The organism is Streptomyces sp. OR43, from assembly GCF_008042275.1.
GTDB lineage: Bacteria > Actinomycetota > Actinomycetes > Streptomycetales > Streptomycetaceae > Streptomyces.
The window spans coordinates 3,913,013-3,937,562 of record NZ_RDBK01000043.1 but is presented as its reverse complement, the minus strand read 5'-3'; the positions used below and the strand labels follow the sequence as shown (position 1 = coordinate 3,937,562).

General features: G+C 70.4%; 21 protein-coding genes and 1 riboswitch. Of the genes, 6 read left to right on the top strand and 15 right to left on the bottom strand.

Going from position 1 to position 24,550, the window contains the following annotated elements:
* Positions 1 to 155: 155 nt before the first annotated feature.
* From EAO72_RS36845 to EAO72_RS36830, 4 genes are all read right to left on the bottom strand, one after another.
* A complete protein-coding gene (locus tag EAO72_RS36845; RefSeq protein WP_148021357.1) occupies positions 156 to 863 on the bottom strand; it encodes a GntR family transcriptional regulator in 708 nt (235 codons plus the stop codon).
* A gap of 219 nt (positions 864 to 1,082) precedes the next feature.
* Positions 1,083 to 1,919: a M23 family metallopeptidase gene (locus EAO72_RS36840; RefSeq protein WP_148021356.1), complete on the bottom strand. Its 837-nt coding sequence runs from the start codon at positions 1,917 to 1,919 to the stop codon at positions 1,083 to 1,085.
* A 13-nt stretch (positions 1,920 to 1,932) separates the two neighbouring features.
* Positions 1,933 to 2,099, bottom strand: a riboswitch (cyclic di-AMP (ydaO/yuaA leader).
* Positions 2,100 to 2,327: 228 nt separating this feature from the next.
* Positions 2,328 to 3,710 carry a M16 family metallopeptidase gene (locus EAO72_RS36835; RefSeq protein WP_148022244.1) on the bottom strand — a complete coding sequence of 461 codons (1,383 nt, stop codon included), beginning with the start codon at positions 3,708 to 3,710 and terminating at the stop codon, positions 2,328 to 2,330.
* 26 nt (positions 3,711 to 3,736) lie between these two features.
* The gene (locus EAO72_RS36830; RefSeq protein ID WP_187285333.1) at positions 3,737 to 5,107 is read right to left on the bottom strand and encodes a M16 family metallopeptidase; all 1,371 of its coding nucleotides are present in this window, start codon (positions 5,105 to 5,107) and stop codon (positions 3,737 to 3,739) included.
* Positions 5,108 to 5,354: 247 nt separating this feature from the next.
* On the opposite strand from EAO72_RS36830, the gene EAO72_RS36825 reads away from it, so the two are divergent.
* Positions 5,355 to 7,805, top strand: a complete 2,451-nt coding sequence (locus EAO72_RS36825) for a DNA gyrase/topoisomerase IV subunit A (protein ID WP_148021355.1) — start codon at positions 5,355 to 5,357, stop codon at positions 7,803 to 7,805.
* 24 nt (positions 7,806 to 7,829) lie between these two features.
* On the opposite strand, the gene EAO72_RS36820 is transcribed toward EAO72_RS36825, so the two are convergent.
* Both EAO72_RS36820 and EAO72_RS36815 read right to left on the bottom strand, forming a co-directional pair.
* Entirely contained in the window at positions 7,830 to 8,927 is a 1,098-nt protein-coding gene (locus tag EAO72_RS36820; RefSeq protein WP_261991743.1) for a CobW family GTP-binding protein, read from the bottom strand.
* Between the two features lie 19 nt (positions 8,928 to 8,946).
* Complete coding sequence (locus EAO72_RS36815) at positions 8,947 to 10,104, bottom strand: citrate/2-methylcitrate synthase (protein ID WP_148021353.1); 1,158 nt, start codon at positions 10,102 to 10,104, stop codon at positions 8,947 to 8,949.
* 107 nt (positions 10,105 to 10,211) lie between these two features.
* Here EAO72_RS36815 and EAO72_RS36810 point away from each other — a divergent pair, with 107 nt between their 5' ends.
* Positions 10,212 to 11,507, top strand: a complete 1,296-nt coding sequence (locus EAO72_RS36810) for a citrate synthase (protein WP_148021352.1) — start codon at positions 10,212 to 10,214, stop codon at positions 11,505 to 11,507.
* Between the two features lie 29 nt (positions 11,508 to 11,536).
* Here the strand turns inward: EAO72_RS36810 and EAO72_RS36805 are convergent, their stop codons facing one another.
* A complete protein-coding gene (locus tag EAO72_RS36805) occupies positions 11,537 to 12,556 on the bottom strand; it encodes a LacI family DNA-binding transcriptional regulator (protein ID WP_148021351.1) in 1,020 nt (339 codons plus the stop codon).
* A gap of 97 nt (positions 12,557 to 12,653) precedes the next feature.
* On the opposite strand from EAO72_RS36805, the gene EAO72_RS36800 reads away from it, so the two are divergent.
* A complete protein-coding gene (locus EAO72_RS36800) occupies positions 12,654 to 14,300 on the top strand; it encodes a sensor histidine kinase (protein WP_148021350.1) in 1,647 nt (548 codons plus the stop codon).
* Positions 14,297 to 14,980 carry a DUF7342 family protein gene (locus EAO72_RS36795; protein WP_148021349.1) on the top strand — a complete coding sequence of 228 codons (684 nt, stop codon included), beginning with the start codon at positions 14,297 to 14,299 and terminating at the stop codon, positions 14,978 to 14,980. The genes EAO72_RS36800 and EAO72_RS36795 overlap by 4 nt, the downstream gene beginning before the upstream one ends.
* 52 nt (positions 14,981 to 15,032) lie before the next feature.
* Here EAO72_RS36795 and EAO72_RS36790 read toward each other — a convergent pair whose 3' ends face one another.
* The gene (locus EAO72_RS36790; RefSeq protein WP_148021348.1) at positions 15,033 to 15,416 is read right to left on the bottom strand and encodes a winged helix-turn-helix transcriptional regulator; all 384 of its coding nucleotides are present in this window, start codon (positions 15,414 to 15,416) and stop codon (positions 15,033 to 15,035) included.
* 105 nt (positions 15,417 to 15,521) lie between these two features.
* Here EAO72_RS36790 and EAO72_RS36785 point away from each other — a divergent pair, with 105 nt between their 5' ends.
* Complete coding sequence (locus EAO72_RS36785) at positions 15,522 to 15,884, top strand: DoxX family protein (RefSeq protein WP_148021347.1); 363 nt, start codon at positions 15,522 to 15,524, stop codon at positions 15,882 to 15,884.
* Between the two features lie 164 nt (positions 15,885 to 16,048).
* Here EAO72_RS36785 and EAO72_RS36780 read toward each other — a convergent pair whose 3' ends face one another.
* From EAO72_RS36780 to EAO72_RS36755, 6 genes are all read right to left on the bottom strand, one after another.
* On the bottom strand, positions 16,049 to 17,641 hold the full coding sequence (locus tag EAO72_RS36780; protein ID WP_148021346.1) for a solute symporter family protein: 1,593 nt from the start codon (positions 17,639 to 17,641) through the stop codon (positions 16,049 to 16,051).
* Positions 17,638 to 18,081 (bottom strand): DUF485 domain-containing protein, encoded by a 444-nt coding sequence (locus EAO72_RS36775; protein WP_148022242.1) that lies wholly within the window; start codon positions 18,079 to 18,081, stop codon positions 17,638 to 17,640. The genes EAO72_RS36780 and EAO72_RS36775 overlap by 4 nt, the downstream gene beginning before the upstream one ends.
* 131 nt (positions 18,082 to 18,212) lie before the next feature.
* Complete coding sequence (locus EAO72_RS36770; protein WP_148021345.1) at positions 18,213 to 18,890, bottom strand: response regulator transcription factor; 678 nt, start codon at positions 18,888 to 18,890, stop codon at positions 18,213 to 18,215.
* Positions 18,887 to 20,053, bottom strand: coding sequence for a sensor histidine kinase (locus EAO72_RS36765; RefSeq protein WP_148021344.1), 1,167 nt, complete (start codon positions 20,051 to 20,053; stop codon positions 18,887 to 18,889). The genes EAO72_RS36770 and EAO72_RS36765 overlap by 4 nt, the downstream gene beginning before the upstream one ends.
* The gene (locus EAO72_RS36760) at positions 20,050 to 20,568 is read right to left on the bottom strand and encodes a DUF1453 family protein (protein WP_148021343.1); all 519 of its coding nucleotides are present in this window, start codon (positions 20,566 to 20,568) and stop codon (positions 20,050 to 20,052) included. Before EAO72_RS36760 ends, EAO72_RS36765 begins: the two co-directional genes overlap by 4 nt.
* A gap of 158 nt (positions 20,569 to 20,726) precedes the next feature.
* Positions 20,727 to 22,847, bottom strand: a complete 2,121-nt coding sequence (locus tag EAO72_RS36755; RefSeq protein ID WP_148021342.1) for a DNA gyrase/topoisomerase IV subunit B — start codon at positions 22,845 to 22,847, stop codon at positions 20,727 to 20,729.
* Between the two features lie 434 nt (positions 22,848 to 23,281).
* Here EAO72_RS36755 and EAO72_RS36750 point away from each other — a divergent pair, with 434 nt between their 5' ends.
* Complete coding sequence (locus EAO72_RS36750) at positions 23,282 to 23,515, top strand: DUF7455 domain-containing protein (protein WP_024489001.1); 234 nt, start codon at positions 23,282 to 23,284, stop codon at positions 23,513 to 23,515.
* Between the two features lie 103 nt (positions 23,516 to 23,618).
* Here EAO72_RS36750 and EAO72_RS36745 read toward each other — a convergent pair whose 3' ends face one another.
* Complete coding sequence (locus EAO72_RS36745) at positions 23,619 to 24,449, bottom strand: S1 family peptidase (protein WP_148021341.1); 831 nt, start codon at positions 24,447 to 24,449, stop codon at positions 23,619 to 23,621.
* Positions 24,450 to 24,550: the final 101 nt, after the last annotated feature.

The following is a 24,550-nucleotide window of genomic DNA, read 5'->3' as shown; positions in this document are numbered from 1 at the left end:
AATTCCCGCGAAAGAGCCGCGACACCCATGACCGGGTGCCGCGGCTCTTTCGTTCCGCCAAAAGGAGCGGAGCGCCGAACGCCTCCGCGGAGCGAATGCGGGCAGCAGAAAATAAAGGCTGCCTAAATGCCTGTTCTTTGTATACGGCGCAATTGTTAATGACGGCCGCTCGGGGTGTTTACGGCATGTTGCGAAGTGCTCACCCGGCCGGTCCGGGCCGCGGCGGACTCCGTCCGGCCGGGGCGGCGCAGCCGGTACGCGGCGGCGGCCCGCTCAGCGTGCTGGGCGGTCAGCGCCCGCGCCCGCTCCGCGTCCCCGCGCGCCACGGCGTCCACGATGGCCCCGTGCTCGGCCCATGAATCGACCGGGCGGGCCGGGGACTCGATCGCGTACATCCAGGTGGTCTTGTGCCGTAGCTGGGTGAGCAGCGCGATCAGGCCGGGGCTGCCGGAGGCCTGGGCGAGCGTCTCGTGGAACCAGCCGCCCAGGGAGCGCAGGTCCTCGCCCTCGCCCCGGCGGGCGCGCTCCTGACCGAGCCTGACCAGGCCGCGCAGCACCTTGAGGTGTGCGTCGGAGCGGCGGTGGGCGGCACGGGCCGCGCCGAGCGGCTCCAGCAGCATCCGGACCTCCAGGAGATCGGCGGCCTCCTGCTCGGTGGGCTCGGCCACGCAGGCTCCGGCGTGCCTGCGGGTGACCACGAACCCTTCGGACTCCAGGGTGCGCAGCGCTTCCCGTACCGGCACCCGGGAGACCCCGTAACGCCGTGCGAGCACCTCCTCGGTGAGTCGGCTGCCGCGTTCGAAGACACCCGAGACGATGTCTTCACGGATTGCCGTGCATACCGAATGCGCCGGAATGCGCATGTCCGAACCTCCGCCTTAATCCCCGCGAAACACGGCCGATCGACGCCTGTCCTGCGACTCTATTGCAATGCGGTCGCATTTCCGACGGCGGGTGGAAATTCATGAATATCTTTTGGTCGTCGGACCGCTCCGGTACGACCTCTGCGGACGGCCGCGGCACCCGGACACGACGAAGGCCCCGGCGTGGCGCCGGGGCCTTCTCCGAGGGTCGTCGGCCGGTCAGACGGAGACGCCGTGGGCGCGCAGGTAGGCGACCGGGTCCATGTCGGAGCCGTACGAGGGCGTGGTGCGGGCCTCGAAGTGGAGGTGCGGGCCGGTCGAGTTGCCGGTGGAGCCGGAGAGGCCGATCTGCTGGCCGGCCCCGACGCTCTGACCGACGGACACGCCGATCGAGGAGAGGTGTCCGTACTGGGTGTACGTGCCGTCCGTCATCCGCAGCACGATGTTGTTGCCGTACGCCCCGCCCCAGCCGGCCTCGACGACCGTGCCGGCGCCGACCGCGACGACGGAGCTGCCGGACGCGGCGTGGAAGTCGATGCCGGAGTGGCTGCCGGAGGACCACATGGAGCCGCTGGACTTGTAGCCGGTGCTCACGTACGAACCGGCTACGGGGAGTTGGAAGGAGCCGAGCCGGGTGCGCTCGGCGGAGCGGGCGGCGCGGGCGGCGCTCTCGCGGGCCTTCTCGGCCCGGGCGGCCTTCGCCTTCGCGGCAGCCTTGGCTTCGGCCTTCTTCTTGGCCTCCGCTTCCTTCTTCGCCTCGGCCTTCTTCTTCGCGGCGGCCTTGACCTCGGCCTTCTTCTCCGCGACGTCGGCCTGATGCTGCTGCGCGTCGGCCTGCGCGTCGATCTGCTCGGCGAGGACGTTCTCGATGGCGATGACCTGGGTGAGGCCGGTGTCGCCGACGGCGGGGGTTCCGGTGTCCGCGGCGAGGGCCGGGGAGGCCAGTCCTCCGATGACGCCGGTGGTGGCCAGGGTCGCGATGCCGACGGCCTTCGCGCCGCTGCGCGTCAGACGGCCCGGGGCACGATGCTTCCCGGTGGCACGGGTGAACGCCATGAAGTGGCTGGTCCTTTCCTTCCTTCTCGCCTACCGGGTTAGCTGACGGGTTCGGAGCAGGAAGGTCTCCTACGGATCCCCGGCCCGGTACGGGACACGGCCATCCGATTCACCCCAGGGACTGCGTGGGTCCCCGGCTCCCCAGGCTCGCGCCTGACGGGGACTCGGCGATGACTGCCCGGTACGTCACGGATGCGGCATACGAGTGGCGGACAGCGGAGCCGACGCTAAGCGGGGGCACTTCCCGTCACCAAACGGACAGGCCGTTTTGTAGCGCATCCCACAGGGCAGACAGGCAACCTCTCGACCAAAGCGGACAAAACGGAAGGTCCCGGCGGAGACCGCTCCGCCGGGACCTTCCGTCACTCGTCCGTTCCCTCCGGTACCGGGGCGGGACGACCGTGGTGCTCAGCCGGTGACGACCGACACCTCACCGATGCCGAGGGCCCGGACCGGGTCGGCGATCCGCGCGGCATCGCCGACGAGAACCGTGACCAGCCGGTCCTCCGGGAAGGCGTTGACCACGGCCGCCGTCGCCTCCACCGTGCCGGTGTCGGCGAGGCGTGCGTAGAGCTGCGCCTGGTAGTCGTCCGGGAGATGCTGCTCGACCTGGTCGGCGAGGGTGCCGGCGACGGAGGCCGCCATCTCGAACTTCAGCGGGGCGACGCCCACGAGGTTCTGCACGGCCGTCTCGCGCTCGGCGTCCGTCAGCCCTTCGGCCGCCAGGGTCCGCAGGACCTTCCACAGGTCCTCCAGCGCCGGGCCGGTGGACTCCGTGTCCACGGAACCGCTGATGGCCAGCATGGCGGCGCCCGTGGCCCCGGAGGCGGAGTCCGGGGCCGTCGAGCGCAGCACCTGGGCGAAGGCCCGCACGCCGTAGGTGTAGCCCTTCTCCTCGCGCAGCACCCGGTCGAGCCGGGAGGTGAGCGTGCCGCCCAGGCAGTAGGTGCCGAGCACCTGGGCCGCCCAGACGCTGTCGTGCCGGTCGGCGCCGATCCGGCCGATCAGCAGCTGCGTCTGCACCGCGCCGGGACGGTCCACGATCACCACGCGGCCCGTGTCGTCGGCGGTGATCGGCGGGACGGGACGCTGCTCCGCGGTGTTGCCCGACCAGTCACCGACGGTGTCGGCGAGCAGCGCGTCCAGGTCGATGCCGGTGAGGTCGCCCACGACCACGGCGGTCGCGGTGGACGGGCGGACGTGGGCGTCGTAGAAGGCGCGCACGGCCGCGGAGTCGATCCGGGCCACGGTCTCCTCGGTGCCCTGACGCGGACGCGACATGCGGGCCGTGGCCGGGAACAGCTCCTTGGAGAGCTGCTTGGCGGCACGGCGGGCCGGGTTGGCCTGCTCGTGCGGGATCTCGTCCAGCCGGTTGCCCACGAGACGCTCGATCTCGCTGTCGCTGAAGGCCGGTGCCCTCAGCGCCTCCGCGACCAGACCGAGCGCCTTGGCCAGGCGGGAGGCCGGAACCTCCAGGGAGACCCGGACACCGGGATGGTCGGCGTGGGCGTCCAGGGTGGCGCCGCACCGCTCCAGCTCGGCGGCGAACTCCTCGGCACTCTGCTTGTCGGTGCCCTCGGACAGGGCGCGGGACATGATCGTGGCGACCCCGTCCAGACCCTCGGGCTCGGCGTCCAGAGGAGCGTCGAGGAAGATCTCGACGGCGACGACCTGCTGGCCGGGCCGGTGGCAGCGCAGCACCGTGAGGCCGTTGGGCAGCGAGCCGCGCTCGGGCGCGGGGAAGGCCCAGGGCCTGGCCACGCCGGGGGCGGGCTGCGGGTGGTACTCCATCGAAACTCCAGTCGCGGCAGCGTCGGTCACTTGTCCGCCCCTTCGTGCGCGTCGGTGTCGGTGGCGGCGTCCGCCTCTTCGGCGGCGTCGGCGGGCTCGACCGGCTCGTACACCAGCACCGCCCGGTTGTCCGGCCGCAGCTGGGCCCTGGCGGCCGCCTTGACCTCCTCGGCGGTCACGTCGAGCACCCGGTGCACGGCGGTCAGGGCGAGCTGCGGGTCACCGAACAGCACGGCGAAGCGGCACAGTTCGTCGGCGCGGCCCGCGACCGTACCGAGGCGGTCCAGCCACTCGCGCTCCAACTGCGCCTGAGCGCGCTCCATCTCCTCGGGCGTGGGGCCTTCCTCGGCGAACCGGGCCAGCTCCTCGTCGACCGCGGTCTCGATCTGCGCCACCTCTACACCGCCGGACGTCTTGACGTCCAGCCAGCCGAGCGAGGGCGCGCCCGCCAGGCGCAGCAGCCCGAATCCGGCGGCGACGGCCGTCCGGTCGCGCCGTACCAGGCGGTTGTGCAGCCGGGACGACTCGCCACCGCCCAGCACGGTCAGGGCGAGGTCCGCGGCGTCGCACTCGCGGGTCCCGTCGTGCGGCAGCCGGTAGGCGGCCATCAGCGCACGCGCCGGAACCTCCTCGCGGACCTCCTCGCGCAGCTGGCCGCCGATGATCTCGGGCAGCGCGCCGTCGCGCGGCGGCTGCTTGCCGTCGTGCGAGGGGATGCTGCCGAAGTACTTCTCGATCCAGGCGAGCGTGCGCTCGGGGTCGATGTCGCCGACGACGGAGAGCACGGCGTTGTTGGGCGCGTAGTACGTACGGAAGAAGGTCCGCGCGTCCTCGAGCGTCGCCGCGTCCAGGTCGGCCATCGAGCCGATCGGGGTGTGGTGGTACGGGTGGCCCTCCGGGTAGGCGAGCGCCGTCAGCTTCTCGAAGGCGGTGCCGTACGGGACGTTGTCGTAGCGCTGGCGGCGCTCGTTCTTGACGACGTCGCGCTGGTTCTCCATGGACTCGTCGTCGAGCGCGGCGAGCAGCGAGCCCATCCGGTCGGCCTCGAGCCACAGGGCCAGCTCCAGCTGGTGCGTCGGCATCGTCTCGAAGTAGTTGGTCCGCTCGAAGCTGGTGGTCCCGTTGAGGGAACCGCCGGCGCCCTGCACCAGTTCGAAGTGTCCGTTCCCCTTGACCTGGCCGGAGCCCTGGAACATCAGGTGCTCGAAGAGGTGAGCCAGACCCGTGCGTCCCTTGACCTCGTGGCGCGAACCGACGTCGTACCAGAGGCACACCGCGGCGACCGGGGTCAGATGGTCCTCGGAGAGCACCACGCGCAGGCCGTTGGCCAGACGGTGCTCGGTCGCTGTCAAGCCGCCGGAGCCGGCCTGGGCTGTGGCCGTGTGACCCATGGGCATGTACGTCCCTTCGATCGCGATACTGGTTTTACTGCGAGACCTGCCACTGTAAGCAAGCGCACCAGCACCTGGCGAAGTTCCCGTGCCGCGAAAGTTAGCGGGAAAGAGGGTCCCGAGCGCCTCGGCGCGGGTGGAGAACGCCCTTTGGGACGGGTCGAGGTCCGCGTTGTCAGTGGGGCGGTCCACAATGGTGCGCGTCAGAACCTGAGGTTGCCCGAACAGAATCCGTGAAGGAGTCGCAGCAGCGATGGCCCGCCGCAGCACGAAGACCCCGCCGCCGGTCGACTTCGAGGAGAAGATCCTCGACATCGACGTCGTCGACGAAATGCAGGGCTCCTTCCTCGAGTACGCGTACTCGGTGATCTACTCACGGGCCCTGCCGGACGCCCGTGACGGCATGAAGCCGGTGCACCGACGCATCGTGTACCAGATGAACGAGATGGGCCTGCGCCCGGACCGCGGCTTCGTGAAGTGCGCCCGTGTGGTCGGCGAGGTCATGGGTAAGCTCCACCCGCACGGCGACGCGTCGATCTACGATGCGCTGGTGCGGATGGCGCAGCCGTTCTCCATGCGGCTCCCCCTCGTCGACGGGCACGGAAACTTCGGCTCGCTCGGCAACGACGACCCGCCGGCCGCCATGCGGTACACCGAATGCCGGATGGCCGACGCGACGTCGCTGATGACGGAGTCGATCGACGAGGAAACCGTCTCCTTCCAGTCGAACTACGACGGCCAGGAGCAGGAACCGGTCGTCCTCCCGGCCGCCTATCCGAACCTCCTGGTCAACGGCACGACCGGGATCGCGGTCGGCATGGCGACCAACATGCCGCCGCACAACCTGGGCGAGGTCATCGCCGCCGCCCGCCATCTCATCAAGCATCCGGGTGCGGACCTGGAGACCCTGATGCGGTTCGTCCCCGGTCCCGACCTGCCGACCGGCGGCCGGATCGTGGGCCTGGGCGGCATCAAGGACGCCTACACGGCCGGCCGCGGCTCGTTCAAGATCCGGTCCACGGTCACCGTGGAGAACGTCACGCCGCGCCGCAAGGGCCTGGTCGTCACCGAACTGCCGTTCACCGTCGGCCCGGAGAAGGTGATCGCCAAGATCAAGGACCTGGTCTCGGCGAAGAAGCTGCAGGGCATCGCCGACGTCAAGGACCTCACCGACCGCTCGCACGGACTGCGTCTGGTCATCGAGATCAAGAACGGCTTCGTTCCCGAGGCCGTGCTGGAGCAGCTCTACAAGCTGACGCCGATGGAGGAGTCCTTCGGCATCAACAACGTGGCGCTGGTCGACGGACAGCCGCTCACGCTGGGCCTCAAGGAGTTGCTGGAGGTCTATCTCGACCACCGCTTCGACGTGGTGCGCCGGCGCAGCGAGTTCCGCCGGACCAAGCGCCGCAACCGGCTGCACCTGGTCGAGGGCCTCCTCGTCGCGCTGATCGACATCGACGAGGTCATCCGCCTCATCCGCTCCAGCGACAACTCGGCGCAGGCCAAGGAGCGGCTCATCGAGCACTTCTCCCTGAGCGAGATCCAGACCCAGTACATCCTGGACACCCCGCTGCGCCGGCTGACCCGGTTCGACCGGATCGAGCTGGAGAGCGAGCGTGACCGGCTCAACGCCGAGATCGCCGAGCTGACCGCGATCCTCGAATCGGACGCCGAGCTGCGCAAGCTCGTCTCCACGGAACTGGCCTCGGTCGCCAAGAAGTTCGGCACCGACCGGCGCACCGTGCTGCTGGAGTCGGCCGGTTCGCAGGTCGCCTCGGTTCCGCTGGAGGTGGCGGACGACCCCTGCCGGGTCCTGCTGTCCTCGACCGGACTGCTGGCGCGTACGGCCAACGACGACCCGATCGTGTTCGCCGAGGACGCCAAGCGGGCCAAGCACGACGTGATCGTGTCGGCGGTGCCGGCCACGGCGCGCGGCGATGTCGGCGTCGTGACGTCCACCGGGCGGCTGCTGCGGCTCGCGGTGATCGACCTGCCGCAGCTTCCGGACACCCACGCGGCACCCAACCTGTCGGGCGGGGCCATGGTCGGGGAGTTCCTCACGCTGGAGGCGGACGAGGAGGTCATCTGCCTCACCACGCTCGACGAGTCCTCGCCGGGCCTGGCGATCGGCACCCTCCAGGGCGTCGTGAAGCGTGTGGTGCCCGACTATCCCGCCAACAAGGACGAACTGGAGGTCATCAGCCTCAAGGACGGTGACCGGATCGTCGGTGCCGCGGAGCTGCGGACCGGTGAGGAGGACCTGGTCTTCATCACCTCGGACGCGCAGTTGCTGCGCTACCCGGCGGCGCAGGTGCGCCCGCAGGGGCGTCCGGCCGGCGGCATGGCGGGCGTCAAGCTCACCGAGGGCGCGGTGGTGCTCTCGTTCGCGGCGGTGGATCCGGCGGTGGACGCCGTGGTGTTCACGGTCGCGGGTTCGCACGGCACGCTGGACGATTCGGTGCTGACGTGCAAGCTCACCCCGTTCGACCAGTATCCGCGCAAGGGCCGGGCCACCGGCGGAGTGCGCTGCCAGCGGTTCCTGAAGGGCGAGGACGTGCTGGTGTTCGCCTGGGCGGGTGCGACGCCGGCCCGCGCCGCGCAGAAGAACGGCACCCCGGCCTCGCTGCCCGCGGCCGATCCGCGGCGCGACGGTTCGGGGACGCCGCTGGAGAGCCCGGTCGCGGTGATCGCGGGCCCCGTGTAGGCCGCGGGCCCGGCGGATCCGGCGCTACGCGTCGTCGTCGCCGGGCTGTTGCACGTAGCGCAGGACGCCCCACATGGCTCGCTCGTGTGGGGCGTCCTGCGCCGTTTCCCGTCCCTGCTCGTCCACTGTCCGGCAGCCTTCCAGCTCCTTGCGCAGGGCATCGGCGTCGATACCGGAACCGATCAGGACGAGCCGTGTCAGCCGCGGCTCGCCGCGCGTCCAGGACCTCGGAGCGAACCGCAGGAACCGGCCGACGGCGTGGACCGCGTACGCGTGGTCCACGTCGCCCGCACCGAAGTCGACATAGCCCTTGATGCGGTAGAGCCCCTCGGGCCGGGAGTCCAGGAACTCCATCGTCCGACGCGGGTCGAGGGGTACGTCGGAGGTGAAGTCGACGCTCTCGTACGCCGTGTGCAGGTGTTCCCCGTGGTGCGTTTCCCCGGCGTGCTCCTCCACGTACAGGTCCTCGAAGGTGAGCTGGCGCGCCTTCTCCTCGCCTTCGGGCCGCAGCGCGGGATCGAAGAGCAGCTCCGGGTCGACGCGTCCGTACGTGGCGTGGATGACGGCCGCCGTGCTGCCGGTCGCCTCAACGGCTTCCCGGACCTGCGCGCGCTCCTGCTCACCGGCCCGGTCCGTCTTGTTCAGGACGACGAGGTCGGCGACGGCGAGGTGCCGGTCGATCTCGGGATGGCGCTTCCGGGTCGCCCCGAACTCGGCGGCGTCCACGACCTCGACCAGTCCCCCGTACACGATGTGCGGGTTGTCGCTGGCCAGGAGCATCCGTACGAGTTCCTGGGGTTCCGCGAGCCCGCTCGCCTCGATGACGATCACGTCGAGGCGGGCGGCGGGGCGGGTCAGGGTCTCCAGGTAGGTGTCCAGTTCGCTCACGTCGACCGCACAGCACAGACAGCCGCCGCCCAGCGAGACGGTGGAGCCGACCTGCCCGGAGACGGTCATGGCGTCGATCTCGATGGACCCGAAGTCGTTGACGATCACCCCGATGCGGTTTCCCGCGCGATGGCGCAGGAGGTGGTTGAGCAGCGTCGTCTTGCCGGATCCGAGGAATCCGGCGAGGACGATGACGGGGATCTGCCGGCTGCGGGGCGGGGGCGACGCGTTCAACGGGGGCCTTCCTGCGGTGTCACACRGCCGGGACCGGCTGGGGCGGGGGCGGACCGGCATACCGGGCCGCCGGGCGGATGATCTTCGAGTCCTCCGCCTGCTCCAGGATATTGGCGCTCCAGCCGACGACCCGTGCCGAGCAGAAGGTCGGGGTGAACATCTCGCGCGGCAGCCCGCACAGCTCCATGACCACTCCGGCGTAGAACTCCACGTTGGTGTGCAGTTCGCGCCCCGGCTTGAGCTCGGCGAGGATCGCCTCGACCTGCCGTTCCACCTCTACGGCGAAGTCCACGAGCGGGCCGCCGAAACCCTGGGCGATGGACCTCAGCATGCGTGAACGCGGGTCCTCGGTGCGGTAGACCGGGTGCCCGAAGCCCATGATCCGGTCACCGGCCAGCACCCGCTCGCGGATCCAGCCGTCGATGCGGTCGGGCGTGCCGATGGCGTCCAGGGTGTCGAGGGCGCGGCTGGGCGCACCGCCGTGCAGCGGTCCGGACAGGGCGCCGACGGCGGCCACCAGGCAGGCGGCGATGTCCGCTCCGGTGGAGGCCACGACCCGGCCGGTGAAGGTGGAGGCGTTGAAACCGTGGTCGACGGTGGAGATCAGGTACTGCTCCACCGCCCTGACCCGGTCGGCGTCCGGCACGGAACCGGTCAGCATGTAGAGGTAGTTGGCCGCGTAAGGCAGGTCGTCGCGGGGTTCCACCGGTTCGAGGCCGCGGCCGAGGCGGTACAGGGCGGTCAGCACGGTGGGAACGGCGGCGCACGCGGTCAGGGCGTCGCCGCGGCGCCGGTCCGCGTCGATGTCGTACACGGGCCGGAAGCCGGCCGAGGCGCCGAGCAGGGAGAGTGCCGTGCGCAGCCCCGCGAGGGGGCCGGCCGCCGCGCCCGCGCGGGCTATGGCCGGCAGCGCGTCGCGGACCTCGGCGGGCAGCCTGCGCAGCGCTGCGGTGCGGGTGGCGAAGTCGGCGCGGGCCGCGGGGCCTGGCAGCTCGCCCTCGGTCATCAGGTACCAGACGTCCTCGAAGCTGCGGGTCCGCGCCAGCTCGATCGCCGAGTACTCCCGGTAGTGGTAGAAGCCCTCTCGGCCCCGGACGTCACCGAGCGCGGTATCCGTGACGACGACACCGGCGAGGCCCCGGGGGACGTCGAGCGGTGTGGGGGTGATGGTCGTCATTGCTTCCTCCATGGACATTCCGGTTGGGGTTGGCATTGATTCGACTGTCCATGCTTGACTGAAGATCTGTCAATGTTGATTGAATCAATATGGATACGGTGGGCACCATGACGGATCAATCGGGCGCGACCGGCTTCACCGAGCCATCGACGCAGCGGCTCACCACGCGGGAGACGGCCGAGCGCCTGGGTGTGAAGCCCGAGACGGTGTACGCGTACGTGAGCCGGGGGCAGCTCAGCAGCAACCGCGCCCCCGGCGGGCGCGGCAGCACCTTCGACGCGGCGGAGGTCGACGCCCTGGCACGGCGTACGGGCCGCAGGGAACCCACCGCGACGGCCGGCGCACTGTCCTTCCCCACCGGCATCACGCTCATCGGAAGCGACCGGTACTTCTTCCGGGGCGTGGACGCCACGGATCTGGCCCGGCGTCATACGTACGAGGAGGTCGCGGAGTGGCTGTGGACCGGGGACCTGCGGCCCGGCATGCGTTTCACGGCGCCGGCCGAGACGCTCGCCGCGGCCCGCCGTGCGGTCGGCGCACTGCCCGCCCACTGCGGCTCGACCGACCGGCTGCGGGTGGCGGTCGTCGCGGCCGCGGCGGCCGATCCACTCCGATTCGATCTGTCGCGCGAGGCGGTGCTCGGCGGCGCGCGGAGCCTGATCCCGACCCTGGCGGCCGCGCTGCCGACGGTTGCCGGGGAGGAGGAGGCGCCGGCGGAGGCCTCGCCCCCCGGTCTCGCCCGTCAACTCTGGCCGAAACTCACCGGCCGCCCAGACGACGAGGCGTCACTGGCCGTGCTGGACACGGCTCTGGGGCTGCTGATCGACCACGACCTGGCCGCCTCCACCCTGGCGGCGCGGGTCGCCGCCTCCGCCCGCGCCCACCCGTACGCCGTGGTCTCCGCGGGGCTCGGGGTGCTGGAGGGCCCTCTGCACGGCGCCGCGAGCGGGCTGGCGCACCGCATGCTGACCGAGGTCCTGGAGCGGGGTGGGGCAGCCCCGGTGGTCGCGGACCATCTGCGCAGCGGACGCCGGATCCCGGGACTCGGCCACCGGCTCTACGCCGGCGAGGACCCCCGGGCCCGCACCTTGTTCGCGCTGCTCGCCGAGGTGCCACGGGCCGCGCCCGCTCTGGCTGCCGCCCGTGACGTCGTCGCCACGACCACCCGGCACACACCGCTGCACGCCAATGTCGATCTGGCGCTCGCCGTCCTGTCCGTCTCCTCGGGCATGGCCTCGGAAGCGGGCGAGACGGTGTTCGCGATCTCGCGCACGGCGGGCTGGATCGCGCACGCCCTGGAGGAGTACGGGGAGCGCCCGCTGCGCATGCGCCCCAGCGGTCAGTACACCGGCCCCCGGCCGCCCCAGCCGCTCCCCATGAGCCATGGAGCCGTCTCGCAATAGACGATGGCCGCTGTGTAAATTCTCGACTCTCAGCGGGAAGCGCTGCGCGGGGGCTGGGCCGTCGAGCCCCGCACCACCAGTTCCGGCTCGAAGAGCAGCTCGTCGGACGGCACCTTACGGCCTCCGATCTGCACCGAGAGCAGTTCGACGGCGGCCCGCCCCATGGCCTCGATCGGCTGACGCACGGTGGTGAGCGGCGGCTCGGTGCAGTTCATGAACGCCGAGTCGTCGTAGCCCACGACAGAGACGTCCTCGGGCACCGAGAGGCCCCGGCGGCGGGCCGCCCGGACCGCTCCCAGCGCGAGCGGGTCGCTGGCGCAGATGAATCCGGTGACTCCCTGCTCCAGCAGCCGCATGGCGGCCGCCTGCCCGCCCTCCAGCGAGAACATCGCCCTGGCCACCCACTCGTCCGGGATGGCCGCGCCGGATGCCTCGGCGAGCGCCCGGGCAGCGGTCAGCTTGCGCTGCGAGGGCATGTGGTCCGAGGGACCGAGCACCAGACCGATGCGCTCGTGACCCAGCGAGACCAGATGGCGCCATGCCTGCTCGACGGCCACGGAGTCGTCGCAGGAGACACAGGGAAAGCCGAGGTGGGCGATGGCCGCGTTGATCAGGACGACGGGGATCTTTCGGTCGGCCAGCACCTTGTAGTGGTCGTGCGGGGCGTCCGCCTGGGCGTAGAGGCCACCGGCGAAGACCACGCCCGACACCTGCTGCTGAAGGAGCAGCTCGACGTAGTCCGCCTCGGAGACCCCGCCCTTGGTCTGGGTGCACAGCACCGGGGTCAGGCCCTGCTGGGCGAGCGCACCGCCGACCACCTCGGCGAAGGCCGGGAAGATCGGGTTCTGCAGCTCGGGCAGGACCAGCCCGACCAGGCGGGCCCGTTCGCCGCGCAGCTGGGTCGGGCGCTCGTAGCCGAGGACGTCCAGGGCGGACAGGACGGCCTGCCGCGTGGCGTCGGAAACGCCCGGCTTGCCGTTGAGCACCCGGCTGACCGTGGCCTCGCTGACTCCAACCTTCTGTGCCACCTGAGCAAGTCGTCGCGTCATGTGCGCAAGATTAGCGCAAGAAGCGCAAGCCGATTGCGTGGAACGGGAATCGAGACGAATTTCGGAAAGCGCCCGAACGCCCTCTACCGTTCATACGATGAGCGCCCCACCGCCCACGGCCAGGAGGCCGCGCCGGCTCGGCTGGCCCCAGCGGGTCTTCTCGCAGGTGCTGCTGATGCAGCTGGCCATCGCCACCGGCGTCACCGTACTAGCCACCGGTCTCTTTCTGGCACCCCTCAGCGCACAACTCGACGACCAGGCGATGCGCCGGGCCCTGTCCATCGCGCAGAGCACGGCCGCCCAGCCGCAGATCGCCGAGGCGCTGCTCGCCACGGACCCGACGCCCGGCGGCGCCGTGCAGACCGCGGCGGAGCGGATCAGGCGGGCCACGGGCGCCGAGTACGTCGTCGTGATGGACCGCCGCGGGGTGCGCTGGTCACATCCCGACCGGTCCCGGATCGGGCGGACCGTCTCCACCGATCCCGGCCAGGCGCTAGCGGGCCAGGACGTGATGGAGATCGACAGCGGCACCCTGGGGCGCTCGGCACGGGGCAAGGTGCCGTTGCGCGACTTGTCCGGGAACATCGCGGGTGCGGTCTCCGTGGGGATCGCGTACGACAGCGTCCGGGCCCGGCTCCTCGCGGCGATCCCCGGCTTGCTCGCCTACGCGGGCGGGGCCCTGGCCGTGGGTGCGCTCGCCGCCTACCTGATCTCCCGGCGCCTGCAACGGCAGACCCATGACCTCGCCTTCTCCGACATCGCCGCGCTGCTGGCGGAGCGCGAGGCCATGCTGCACGGCATCCGGGAAGGAGTGGTCGCACTCGACCGCGGCGGTCGGGTCCGGCTGCTGAACGACGAGGCGCAGCGGCTGCTCGGGGTCGGCCCCGAAGCGTCGGGCCGTCCGCTGGCCGAGGTGTTCGGCACCGGGCGGACCGCCGATGTGCTGGCCGGCGACGTGTCCGGCGAGGACCTGCTGACCGTCCGCGGCAGCAGGGTGCTGCTCGCCAACCGGATGCCGACAGCCGACGGAGGAGCCGTCGTCACCCTCCGCGACCGCACCGAGCTCGAACACCTCGGCCGCGAGCTCGACTCCACCCGCGGGCTGATCGACGCGCTGCGCGCCCAGGACCACGAGCACGCCAACCGCCTGCACACGCTCCTCGGCCTGCTGGAGCTGGAGCTGCACGAGGACGCGAGGGAGTTCGTCACCGAGGTGGTCGGCGTCCACCGGGCCACCGCGGAACAGATCACCGAGAAGGTCCGTGACCCGCTCCTCGCCGCACTGCTGGTGGGCAAGGCCACGGTCGCCGCGGAGCGCGGCGTGGCTCTGCGCACGGCGCCCGACAGCCTGCTTCCGGACCGGCTCGTCGACCCGCGCGGGCTGGTGACGATCGTCGGCAACCTGGTCGACAACGCGCTGGACGCGGCCGCGGGAACGGCCGGTGCCCTGATCGAGGTGGGTCTGCACGCCGAGGGCCGTACGGTGATGCTCTGGGTCCGCGACAGCGGCCCCGGCGTCCCGCCGGAACAGCGCGAAACGATCTTCACCGAGGGCTGGTCGACCAAGGAGGTTCCGGCGCACGGCAAGCGCGGGCTCGGGCTCGCCCTGGTGCGGCGACTGGCCGAGCGGCAGGGCGGCAGCGTGGCGGTGGACGTGGCGGACGAGGGCGGCGCCGTATTCGCCGTCGTCCTTCCCGAGGCCATGACCGAAACGGAATCCGACAAGGCGGGAGCGGCGCAGTGATCGAGGTCCTGGTCGTCGACGACGACGTCCGTGTCGCGCGGATCAATGCGGCCTACGTCTCGAAGGTGCCCGGCTTCCGGGTGGCGGCCCAGGCGCACAGCGCCGCTGACGCCCTTGCCGCGGTCGGGGAACGCCCGGTCGATCTGATCCTGCTGGACCATTACATGCCCGACCGCACCGGCCTGGCCGTGGTGCGGGAACTGCGCCGCCTCGGTCACCGCACCGACGTGATCATGGTGACTGCGGCGCGCGATGTCGCCACCGTGCAGGAAGCCATGCGCCAGGGCGCCCTGCAGTATCTGGTGAAGCCGTTCACGTATGCGGGGCTGCGGACGAAGCTGGAGGCCTATGCCGCGCTGCGCAGCTCCCTCGAAAGCGGTGGCGAGGCCGAGCAGGGCGAGGTGGACCGGCTCTTCGGCGCCCTGTGGGCGGCAGGCGAGCCCGATCTGCCCAAGGGGCACTCGGCCACGACGGCCGAACTCGTCCGCCAGGCACTGCGCGGCGCGGACGGCCCGCTCTCCGCCCAGGAGATCGCGGAGAGCGCCGGGATGAGCCGGCAGACGGCCCAGCGGTACCTGAAACTCCTGGAACGCTCGGGCCGCGTCCGGCTGACCCTGCGGTACGGGGAGACCGGGCGCCCCGAACACCGCTACGCGTGGGTGGCCGGCGGCGGCCGGTGACCGCCGCACCCCGCTGTTCCGTTCGGATCAGGCCTGATCCGAACGAGAAGCCCTACGCCGTGCGGTGCTCGGAGTCGTAGGTCGTCTGGCTCTGTTCGATGCCGGGGTTGTTGTCGACGGCCCACTCGGCCAGCTTCACGGCGGGCTCGATCAGGGTGCGTCCCCTCGCGGTGAGTTCGTACTCGACCCGCGGCGGAACCTCGGGGAACACCGTGCGGGACACCAGGCCGTCGCGCTCCAGGTGCCGGACCGTGCGGGTGAGCATGCGCTGCGAGATGCCGGGAATGCGCTGCTGGAGCTCGGTGAAGCGCATGCGTTCACCGTCGAGGGTGGCGACCACCAGCAGGGTCCATTTGTCGCCGATACGGTCCAGGATGCCGCGGATCGCCCGGCCTCCGTCACCACGGATGAGACAGCTGTGGCGGTACTTCGACATCGTCGCCCCCTGTTCGCCAGGCACACCCGTGTGCCTTTTGTAAGCGTTCCGACAGTCACCGATCATGTGCTTACTTACGCATCGTAACCGTGACGGAGGACCACCATGGAAATCACCTACTGGATCGTCGCCGGGCTCCTGGCGGCCTTCTATCTGTACGCGGGTGGCAAGAAGGCCGTCCAGAGCCAGGAGCGGCTGGCGCCCATGATGGGCTGGGTGGACACGGTTCCGATGTGGCAGGTCCGGGTCATCGGCGTCGTCGAGATCCTTGGGGCGGCCGGTCTGGTGCTGCCGCCGCTCACGGGCATCGCGCCGGTCCTGGCGATGGCTGCGGCGCTCGGCCTGCTCCTGCTCCAGGTGCTGGCAGGCGCCCTGCACCTGTCCCGGGGAGAGGCCAAGGAAACCGGTCTCAACGCCGCGCTGATCGCGCTGGCCGCAGCAGCGGCGTGGCTCGCCACGACCTGGTGACGCCGAAGGCCCCGAGCCCTGTTCCGTTCCCGTCCGATCCGGTCCCCGCCGGGCCAATCGGGTCGCCGCCCGGTGCGATCCGGTCCCTGTCCGATCCGGTCCCGGTCCGATCCGGTCCCGGTCCGATCCGGTCCCGGTCCGATCCGGTCCCGGGATGCGTCCGGTCACACCGCGCCGGCTCCCGTCAGCGCACGTACCTCGGTCTCCGCGTGCTTGGCCTCGTCGGGCGGCTCTGCCGAGGTGACCGTGCCGACCCAGCCGGCCAGGAAGCCCAGCGGGATGGAGACGAGGCCGGGGTTCTCCAACGGGAAGAGCTGGAAGTCCACTCCGGGGAACAGCGAGGTGGGGCTGCCCGAGACGACCGGGGAGATCAGGACGAGCGCCACGGCGGGAAGCAGACCGCCGTAGACCGACCAGACCGCCCCGCGCGTGGTGAACTTCCGCCAGAACAGTGAGAAGAGCAGTACCGGCAGGTTCGCCGATGCGGCGACCGCGAAGGCCAGGCCCACGAGGAACGCCACGTTCAGATCCTGGGCGAGCAGCCCCAGCCCGATGGCGGCCACCCCGATCCCGGCCGCTGCGACGCGCGCCACGGCGACCTCGCTGTACTGGCGGGACCCCGGTCGCCTGAGCGAGGCGTAGAGGTCGTGGGCGACGGACGCGGACGAGGCGAGAGTGATACCGGCGACGACGGCGAGGATGGTCGCGAAGGCGATGGCGGCGACCACCGCGAACAGAATCGTTCCCCCCGTCGAACCCTCACCGCCGCCGAGGACCAGGGCAAGGAGCGGAACGGCCGTGTTCCCGGCGGGGTTCGACTCCCGTACCTCGGCGGAGCCGACCAGAGCCGCCGCTCCGAACCCGAGCACGATCGTCATCAGGTAGAAGCTGCCGATGAGGCCGATGGACCAGACGACGGACCGCCGGGCCGCACGGGCCGTGGGCACGGTGTAGAAGCGGGACAGGATGTGCGGGAGGCCCGCCGTGCCGAGCACCAGGGCCAGCCCCAGGCTGATGAAGTCGACGCGCGCCGTCAAGCTTCCGCCATAACGCAGTCCGGGCGAGAGGAAATCCTTGCCGTTACCGCTGCGGTCGGCGGCGGAGTTGAGCAACTCGTTGAAGTTTCCGTGGAAGTGCACCAGGACCAGCACGGTGAGCACCACGGTGCCCGCCATCAGCAGTACGGCCTTGACGATCTGGATCCACGTGGTGGCGCGCATGCCGCCGAGCGACACGTAGACCACCATCAGTGCCCCGACTCCGATGACCGTCCAGGACCGCGCGGCGCCGCTCGTCCCGCCGAGGAGCAGTGCGACAAGGCTGCCCGCCCCCACCATCTGGGCCACCAGGTAGAGCACGGAGACGGTGACGGACGACGTCCCCGCCGCGATCCGGACCGGGCGCTCCGCCATGCGGGCCGCCACCACGTCGGCGAGGGTGAACCGGCCGCAGTTGCGGACGAGTTCCGCCACGAGCAGCAGCACGACGAGCCAGGCGACCAGGAAGCCGACCGAGTAGAGCATGCCGTCGTAGCCGTAGAGGGCGATCACCCCGGAAATACCGAGGAATGAGGCGGCGGACATGTAGTCGCCGGCGATGGCGAAACCGTTCTCCATGGGGGAGAACAACCGCCCGCCCGCGTAGAACTCCTCGGCCGATCCCTGCCGGTTGCGGCTGACCCAGGTCGTGATGCCGAGGGTGACGGCGATGAAGGCGCTGAACAGCAGGAGCGCCAGGGTCTGATGGTTCCCGCTCAACGTCCGATCCCCCGCGTCATCTCCTGGGTGTCCCAGCGCAGATCGAGCGCGGCCCGGTCTCTGCGCAGCCGCGCATGCCGTGCGTACGCCCCGGTCAGCAGGAACGTGGTGAGGAACTGCCCGAGCCCCGCGACCATGGCGACGTTGACCGCGCCCGCCACCGGACGGGCCATCAGGCCGGGTGCGGTGACCGCCGTGACGACGTAGGCGAGATACCAGACGAGGAAGGCGAGGGTGGCGGGGACGACGAATCGCCGGTACCGGCGGCGCACTTCCTGGAATGCCTCGCTGTGCTGCACCTCCAGGTAGATCTCCGCCGCGCTGGGACCGCGCCCGGGTGTGGCGGGGACGGGCACCGCAGCGGGCGCAAAGCTTCCCGTGCCGTCCAGCTCCCCCCATCCGGAGGCCAGCGCGTCGTACCACGGGTCGTCGAGCCGCATCCCTGCGGCTTCGCGCCCTGCTTCCTTCTCCACCGAACAACTCCCCTTGTCCACGGACCACTTCGGCCGCGTACTCAAGAATGGGCAGATCGGGAAGATCCCGGGCACATCATTCCCCGGACTTCACCTCTTCAGGTGAAGGTTGTCCCGGGCGGCTGTGCGATCCCTCGAACGTACGCATAGCGGACCGCCTGGGCCCGGTCGCGGAGCCCGGCCTTGGCGAACAGGTTGTTGATGTGGCTCTTCACGGTGGCCTGTGAAATGTGGAGGCTCCGGGCGATCTCCGCGTTGGACATCCCGTCGGCGATCAGCACGAGCACCTCGGCTTCACGGGGCGTCATCCCGTCGGGCAGCTCCGGCACATCGTTCACCGCCCGCGGCAGCGGGCCCTCCGTGACCTGTTCCAGCAGACGGCGCTGAATGGCGGGCGAGAGCCCCGCCTCCCCGGAGAGCACGGCCTCGACGGCCCGCACGATCTCGTCACCCCCCGCGTCCTTCGTCAGGTATCCACGGGCCCCAGCCCGGAGCGCCGGGAAGAGCGAGTCGTCGTCATCGAAGGTCGTCAGCACCACGACCTGTGTGCCGGGGAATTCCTTGCGGATGCGGCGCGTCGCCTCGACCCCGTCGCAGCGGGGCATCCGCAAATCCATCAGGACAACGTCCGGGGCGTGCTCGGCGACCAGAGCGACGGCTTCCTCCCCGTCCTTCGCCGATCCGACCACCTCGATCCCGGGCAGCAGCCCCAGCAGCATGACGATCCCCTCACGCACCACCGACTGATCGTCGGCGACCACCACCCGCGCGGTCACGCGGGCACTCGCAGACTCACCACGAACCCCTCCTCGCCTGGACCGGCCTCCAGACTGCCGCCCAGCAGTTCGGCCCGTTCCCTCATCCCCAGCAGACCGTAGCCGGAGCCACTGACAGCGAGCTCTCCCCCGGCGCCGCCCCCACCCGAATCACTGACGTCCAGGGCAATGGCGTCCGGCTGATACTCCAGCCTGATCAGCACGCCGGCCCCCGGTGCGTGCTTGCGCACGTTGGTGAGTGCCTCCTGCGCCACGCGCCGGACCGTCTGCGAGGCCTCGGCGGTCAGCGTCCGCCGCTCACCTACCACCCTGACCTCGACCGGCTCGGCCGCCACCAGCTGCCGCAGGAACTCCTCCACGGGCGCCACTTCCCCGCGCAGGGCAGAGAGCGCCTGGCGGGTCTCCGCGAGCCCCTCACGGGCCATGGAACGAGCGGCGACCACCCGCCGCAGCACCTCGTCCCGGAAGTCCCCGGCAGGCTCCCTCTCGATGAGCAGCCGGGCCGCCTCCAGGTGCACCAGCTGGGCGGAAAGGCTGTGCGCGAGCACGTCATGGATCTCCCGGGCGATCCTGGACCGCTCGTCCAGGGCCGCCGTCTCGGCCTCCGCCACCCGTGCGGCACGCTCCTGTGCCAGAAGGCGCTGCGCGCTTCCACGGGCCTCGGCGTCCAGCCGCAGTACGTACCCCGCGAGGCAGAGCCCGACCGTGGTCACGGCCGTGGTCAGCCAGTCGTCGGTGTTCACCACGGCATACGCGATGAGCGCCACCGCCGTGGACGGAACACCTGCGCGCAGTGGAAGCCGCTCCAACGCGGTGACGGCGCAGCCGCACCAGAGCACCGTCGCCGGCACCTCGGCCCCCGCCTGCTGCGCCCCGAACGCCGCAAGCATCAGCAGGAACAGCAGGGCGAGCGACGGCCACAGGCGGTTCTGCAGGCTGGCGCGGAAGAAGGCGATGGCGACCGCGGCGCAACCTGCCACCCCGACGACGCCGGCCACGATCTCCCACGGGCCGAACGGCCCATCCGCGAAAGTCCCCCAGAGCATGAGGGTGATCAGCCCGACCGTCCGCACCAACCGGCTGATGACGGTCCGCGACCGGGGACGCGTCTCACGCGCGAGGGCCTCCTTCGACGGCCAGCTCGTCCAGGCAGCGGCTGTCACACACGGTCCTTCCACGTAGGCCGGAAGCTCATGCCCTCGGCAGATCCACGGCCGGGCTCCGGTATCTCCGCGGCCCGGCGGGCCAGGATGCCGCCGCGCACCAGCAAGGTGACCGCGAGAGCCGTCATCAGGGCGGGCGTGCCCTGATGTATGCCCATGGCCGCGGCAAACCCGTACAAGCCCGCTCGCAGCGTCAGGCCCGCGCACCAGACGTACGCGGTCGCCCTGGTGCCCTTGCCCCAGAGGGTCCCGTCCTCGGCCCGTCGCAGCCGGGTGGTCCAGGCCCAGCCGGCACCGGTGACCAGGCCCACGGCCAGCTCGGCGCACAGGACGACGACGGACAGCGCCTCATGTCGCGGATCCACGAGTCCGGGCTCGCGCAGGGCCATGACCAGCAGTACTCCCGGCAGGACCCACCAGCGGCGGTCGCCGGCGATCCGCTGCGCCGAGCACTGGCGCACCACGACGAGAGCGATGACCGCGACGATCACCAGGACGTTGACGAGCCCGGACATGGGCGCCTCCGAGTTGCGGAAAGTGCTGACAATCCGACGCTACGGAAACGGACCGCTCGGCAGATCGGCCGAGGGGTGGATCACGGGTGGAGCCGTTGTCTCCACCCGTGGGTGGAGACAACGGCTCGATCCGGCGGCATGCCGGGCAGGTCGCGGTCTCAGACGTCGATGCGCGAGCGGTCCAGCGTGGCTGCCGAGCTGGTGATGAACTCCTTGCGGGGCGCCACTTCGTTGCCCATCAGCAGGTCGAAGACCTTCTCCGACGATTCCAGATCGCCGATGTTGATCCTTCGCAGGGTGCGGTGGCGCGGGTCCATCGTCGTCTCCGCCAGTTGGTCGGCGTCCATCTCGCCCAGACCCTTGTAGCGCTGGATCGAGTCCTTGTACCGGACGTTCTTCCGCTGGAGCTCGAGCAGGCGCTGGCGCAGTTCGTTGTCCGAGTACGTGTAGATGTACTTGTCCTGGCCCTTCTTCGGCTGGACCAGCTCGATCCGGTGCAGCGGGGGCACCGCCGCGAAGACCCGCCCCGCCTCGACCATGGGACGCATGTACCGCTGGAACAGCGTCAGCAGCAGGATGCGGATATGGGCCCCGTCCACATCGGCGTCGACCAGCAGCACGATCTTGCCGTAGCGGGCGGCGTCGATGTCGAAGGTCCGTCCGGACCCCGCTCCTATGACCTGGATGATCGCCCCGCACTCAGCGTTCTTCAGCATGTCGGAGACGGATGCCTTCTGAACGTTGAGGATCTTGCCTCGGATGGGCAGCAGCGCCTGGAACTCGCTGTTCCGCGCCAGCTTGGCGGTGCCGAGCGCGGAGTCGCCCTCCACGATGAACAGCTCGCTGCGCTCGACGTCGTCACTGCGGCAGTCGGCGAGCTTCGCCGGCAGCGAGGAGGACTCCAGCGCCGTCTTGCGACGCTGAGCGTCCTTGTGCTGGCGGGCGGCGATCCGGGTGCGGGCGGCTGCCACCGCCTTCTCCAGAACCGCCCTGGCCTGGGCCTTCGCGTCCCGCTTGGTGGAGGTCAGAAACGTCTTGAGCTCCTTGGCCACGACGTTGGCGACGATCCGGTTGGCCGCGGAGGTGCCCAGCACCTCCTTGGTCTGCCCCTCGAACTGCGGCTCCGCCAGCCGTACGGTCACGACGGCGGTGAGGCCCTCCAGCGCGTCGTCCTTGACGATGTCGTCCTCGGCGACACGCAGCATCTTCGCGGACCGGAGCACCTCGTTGACCGTCTTGGTCACCGAGCGCTCGAACCCGGTCACATGGGTGCCGCCCTTGGGAGTGGCGATGATGTTGACGAAGGACTTGACGACGGTGTCGTAGCCGGTGCCCCAGCGCAGCGCGATGTCCACGCCGAGTTCGCGGGTGACCTCCGTCGGGATCATGTGACCCCGCTCGTCCAGGACCGGCACGGTCTCCTTGAAGCTGCCCTGCCCCGTCAGTCGCTGTACGTCGCAGACCGCCTTGTCCTGGGCCAGGTACTCGCAGAATTCGCTGATGCCGCCGTCGTAGTGGAAGGTCTCCACGCTGGCCGGTGCGCCGTCGATCCGCCGCTCGTCGCGGACGACGAGCGTGAGGCCCGGCACCAGGAACGCCGTCTGACGTGCGCGCTGGTACAGCGTGTCCAGGTTGAGCTTGGCTTCCTTCAGGAAGATCTGCCGGTCGGCCCAGTACCTCGTGCGGGTGCCGGTACGGGCCTTCGGGATCCGCTTGGTCTTGCGGAGCCCGTTGGCGGGATCGAACGGGCTCTCCGCCCCCTGCTCCGTGAAGATGCCGGGAACGCCACGGCGGAAGCTGATCGAGTGGGTCGAGCCGTTGCGGTCGACCTCGACGTCCAGCCGCGCGGAGAGCGCGTTGACGACGGAGGCACCCACGCCGTGCAGACCGCCCGAGGCGGCGTAGGAGCCGCCGCCGAACTTTCCGCCCGCGTGCAGCTTCGTCATCACGACCTCGACGCCGGAGAGTCCCGTCTTGGGCTCCACGTCGACCGGAATGCCTCGGCCGTTGTCACGGACCTCGACGGAGGCGTCCTCGTGCAGGATCACCTCGATGTGGTCACCGTAACCGCCCAGGGCCTCGTCGACGGAGTTGTCGATGATCTCCCAGAGGCAGTGCATGAGACCGCGGCTGTCGGTGGACCCGATGTACATGCCGGGGCGCTTGCGAACCGCTTCGAGCCCCTCGAGTACGAGCAGGTGCCGCGCGGTGTAGTTGGAACCGTCTCGGTCTGCTCCGGTCAGCAGCGCAGTGGACGGCACGGACGTATCGGCGGTCACGCGGTTCGCTCCTCGCTGAATTTCATTTGGGGCCCAGTGGGTAACGGGCTCGGCTTCGGTCGCCGCTGAGAGGGTACCGATGCCTGGTAGAGCGGGTGTAACGCCACCCTCGGAGAACGCTCACACTAGTCCAGCCTCGCATACACGTTCGATCCCTCCTTGGAGTGACGTGCACATCACGTTCCCTTCCAGGCATGAACCATTTAGGCTCCGGGCACGTCCTCATGAACAAACCGGCAAGCCGGCCGGTGGGACCGACCAAGACAAGCAACGCGAAACCGTAGCGCCACGCAATACGGCACATTCGCCGCGAACCGGCAACAGACAGCCATCCTGAGAAGAACTTTCGAAGAAATGCCACGAGCGGGAACGTTTTCGGCCTGGTTGGATGTTGACCCTGGTACGACAGCTCGTCGAGCTAGAGAAGAGGCGACGTGACTACTGTTCTGACCCCCGCGAGCCCGCTGACCGCAGCAGACCGCTGTGACCGTTGCGGCGCCCAGGCATACCTGCGCGTCGTCCTGATCAGCGGCGGTGAACTGCTCTTCTGCGCCCACCACGGGCGCAAGTTCGAGCCGGAACTCAAGAAGATCGCCGCGGAAATACAGGATGAGACGGACCGGCTGACGGCCGTGCAGGCCCAAGCCGCCGAAGAGGAACAACACTGACACCTCGCATCCACGACGAGCCAGGGGCCGGTCCCGCACCGGCCGACGGGCGGCTCCCCACCCGGGGAGTCGCCCGTTCTCGCATCCGCTCAGCCCGCGCCGGTCAGGCGGCCCCCTCCATCCACTCGATGGCGGCGGAGATCCGCGTGTAGACGCCCGGGCTGCCAGGGAGCCCGCAGCCGTTCCCCCAGGACACGAGGCCGACCAGCTTCCCCTGGGCCACCAGAGGCCCTCCGCTGTCTCCCTGGCAGGCGTCGTAGCCGCCCTGGGGTTCGCCCGCGCAGAGCATCGCGGAGGCGTCGTAGGTGCCGTTACGGCCTCCGGGGTAGGCCTGCTCGCACGAACTGTCCGGGAGCACGGTCACCTTCGCCGACCGGAGCGACGACGCGTAGTCACCGTTTCCGGTCATATCGCCCCAGCCGTAGACCACCGCGGCGGTATCCGGGGCGTACGCGGAGTCACCGGCCCCGGCCATGGGGATCACGTTCTGTTCGGGCAACGCCTCGGCGAGGGTGAGTACCGCGACGTCCCCGCTGTTGGTGGTGGCGTCGAAACCGGGGTTGACCCAGGTCCCGCTCACCGCGATCTCCTTGCCGTCGGTGCCGTTCAGCTCGTCCCGGCCCGAGATGATCCGCAGATCCCGCACCTGGCCGACATCGACACCCAGCGCCTCCCGGCTCAGGCAGTGCGCGGCCGTCAGTGCCTTCTTCGGCCCGACCACGACGGCCCCGCAGAACTGGCCGGCGCGGGTACCACCGAACCGGTCACGGCTGGAGAGCGCCACCACCCACGGACTGTCCTTGACGTGAGCGGGCTGGCCGCCGATGACGATGCTGTCGGCGACCGCCGGGGCGGGCGAGACGAGGGGTATCACAGCCGTTGCGGCAGTGAGGGCGAGCGCCCCGGTCATGGTGCGGACGACGGTACGGGACATGCGTACTCCTGACTCTGTGATGGACCATGCCTACCCAGAGTCATTCCGTCGGCCGCGACCCGCACCCGCACCCGCACAGAACCGGCCGGCTGGCCGCGACC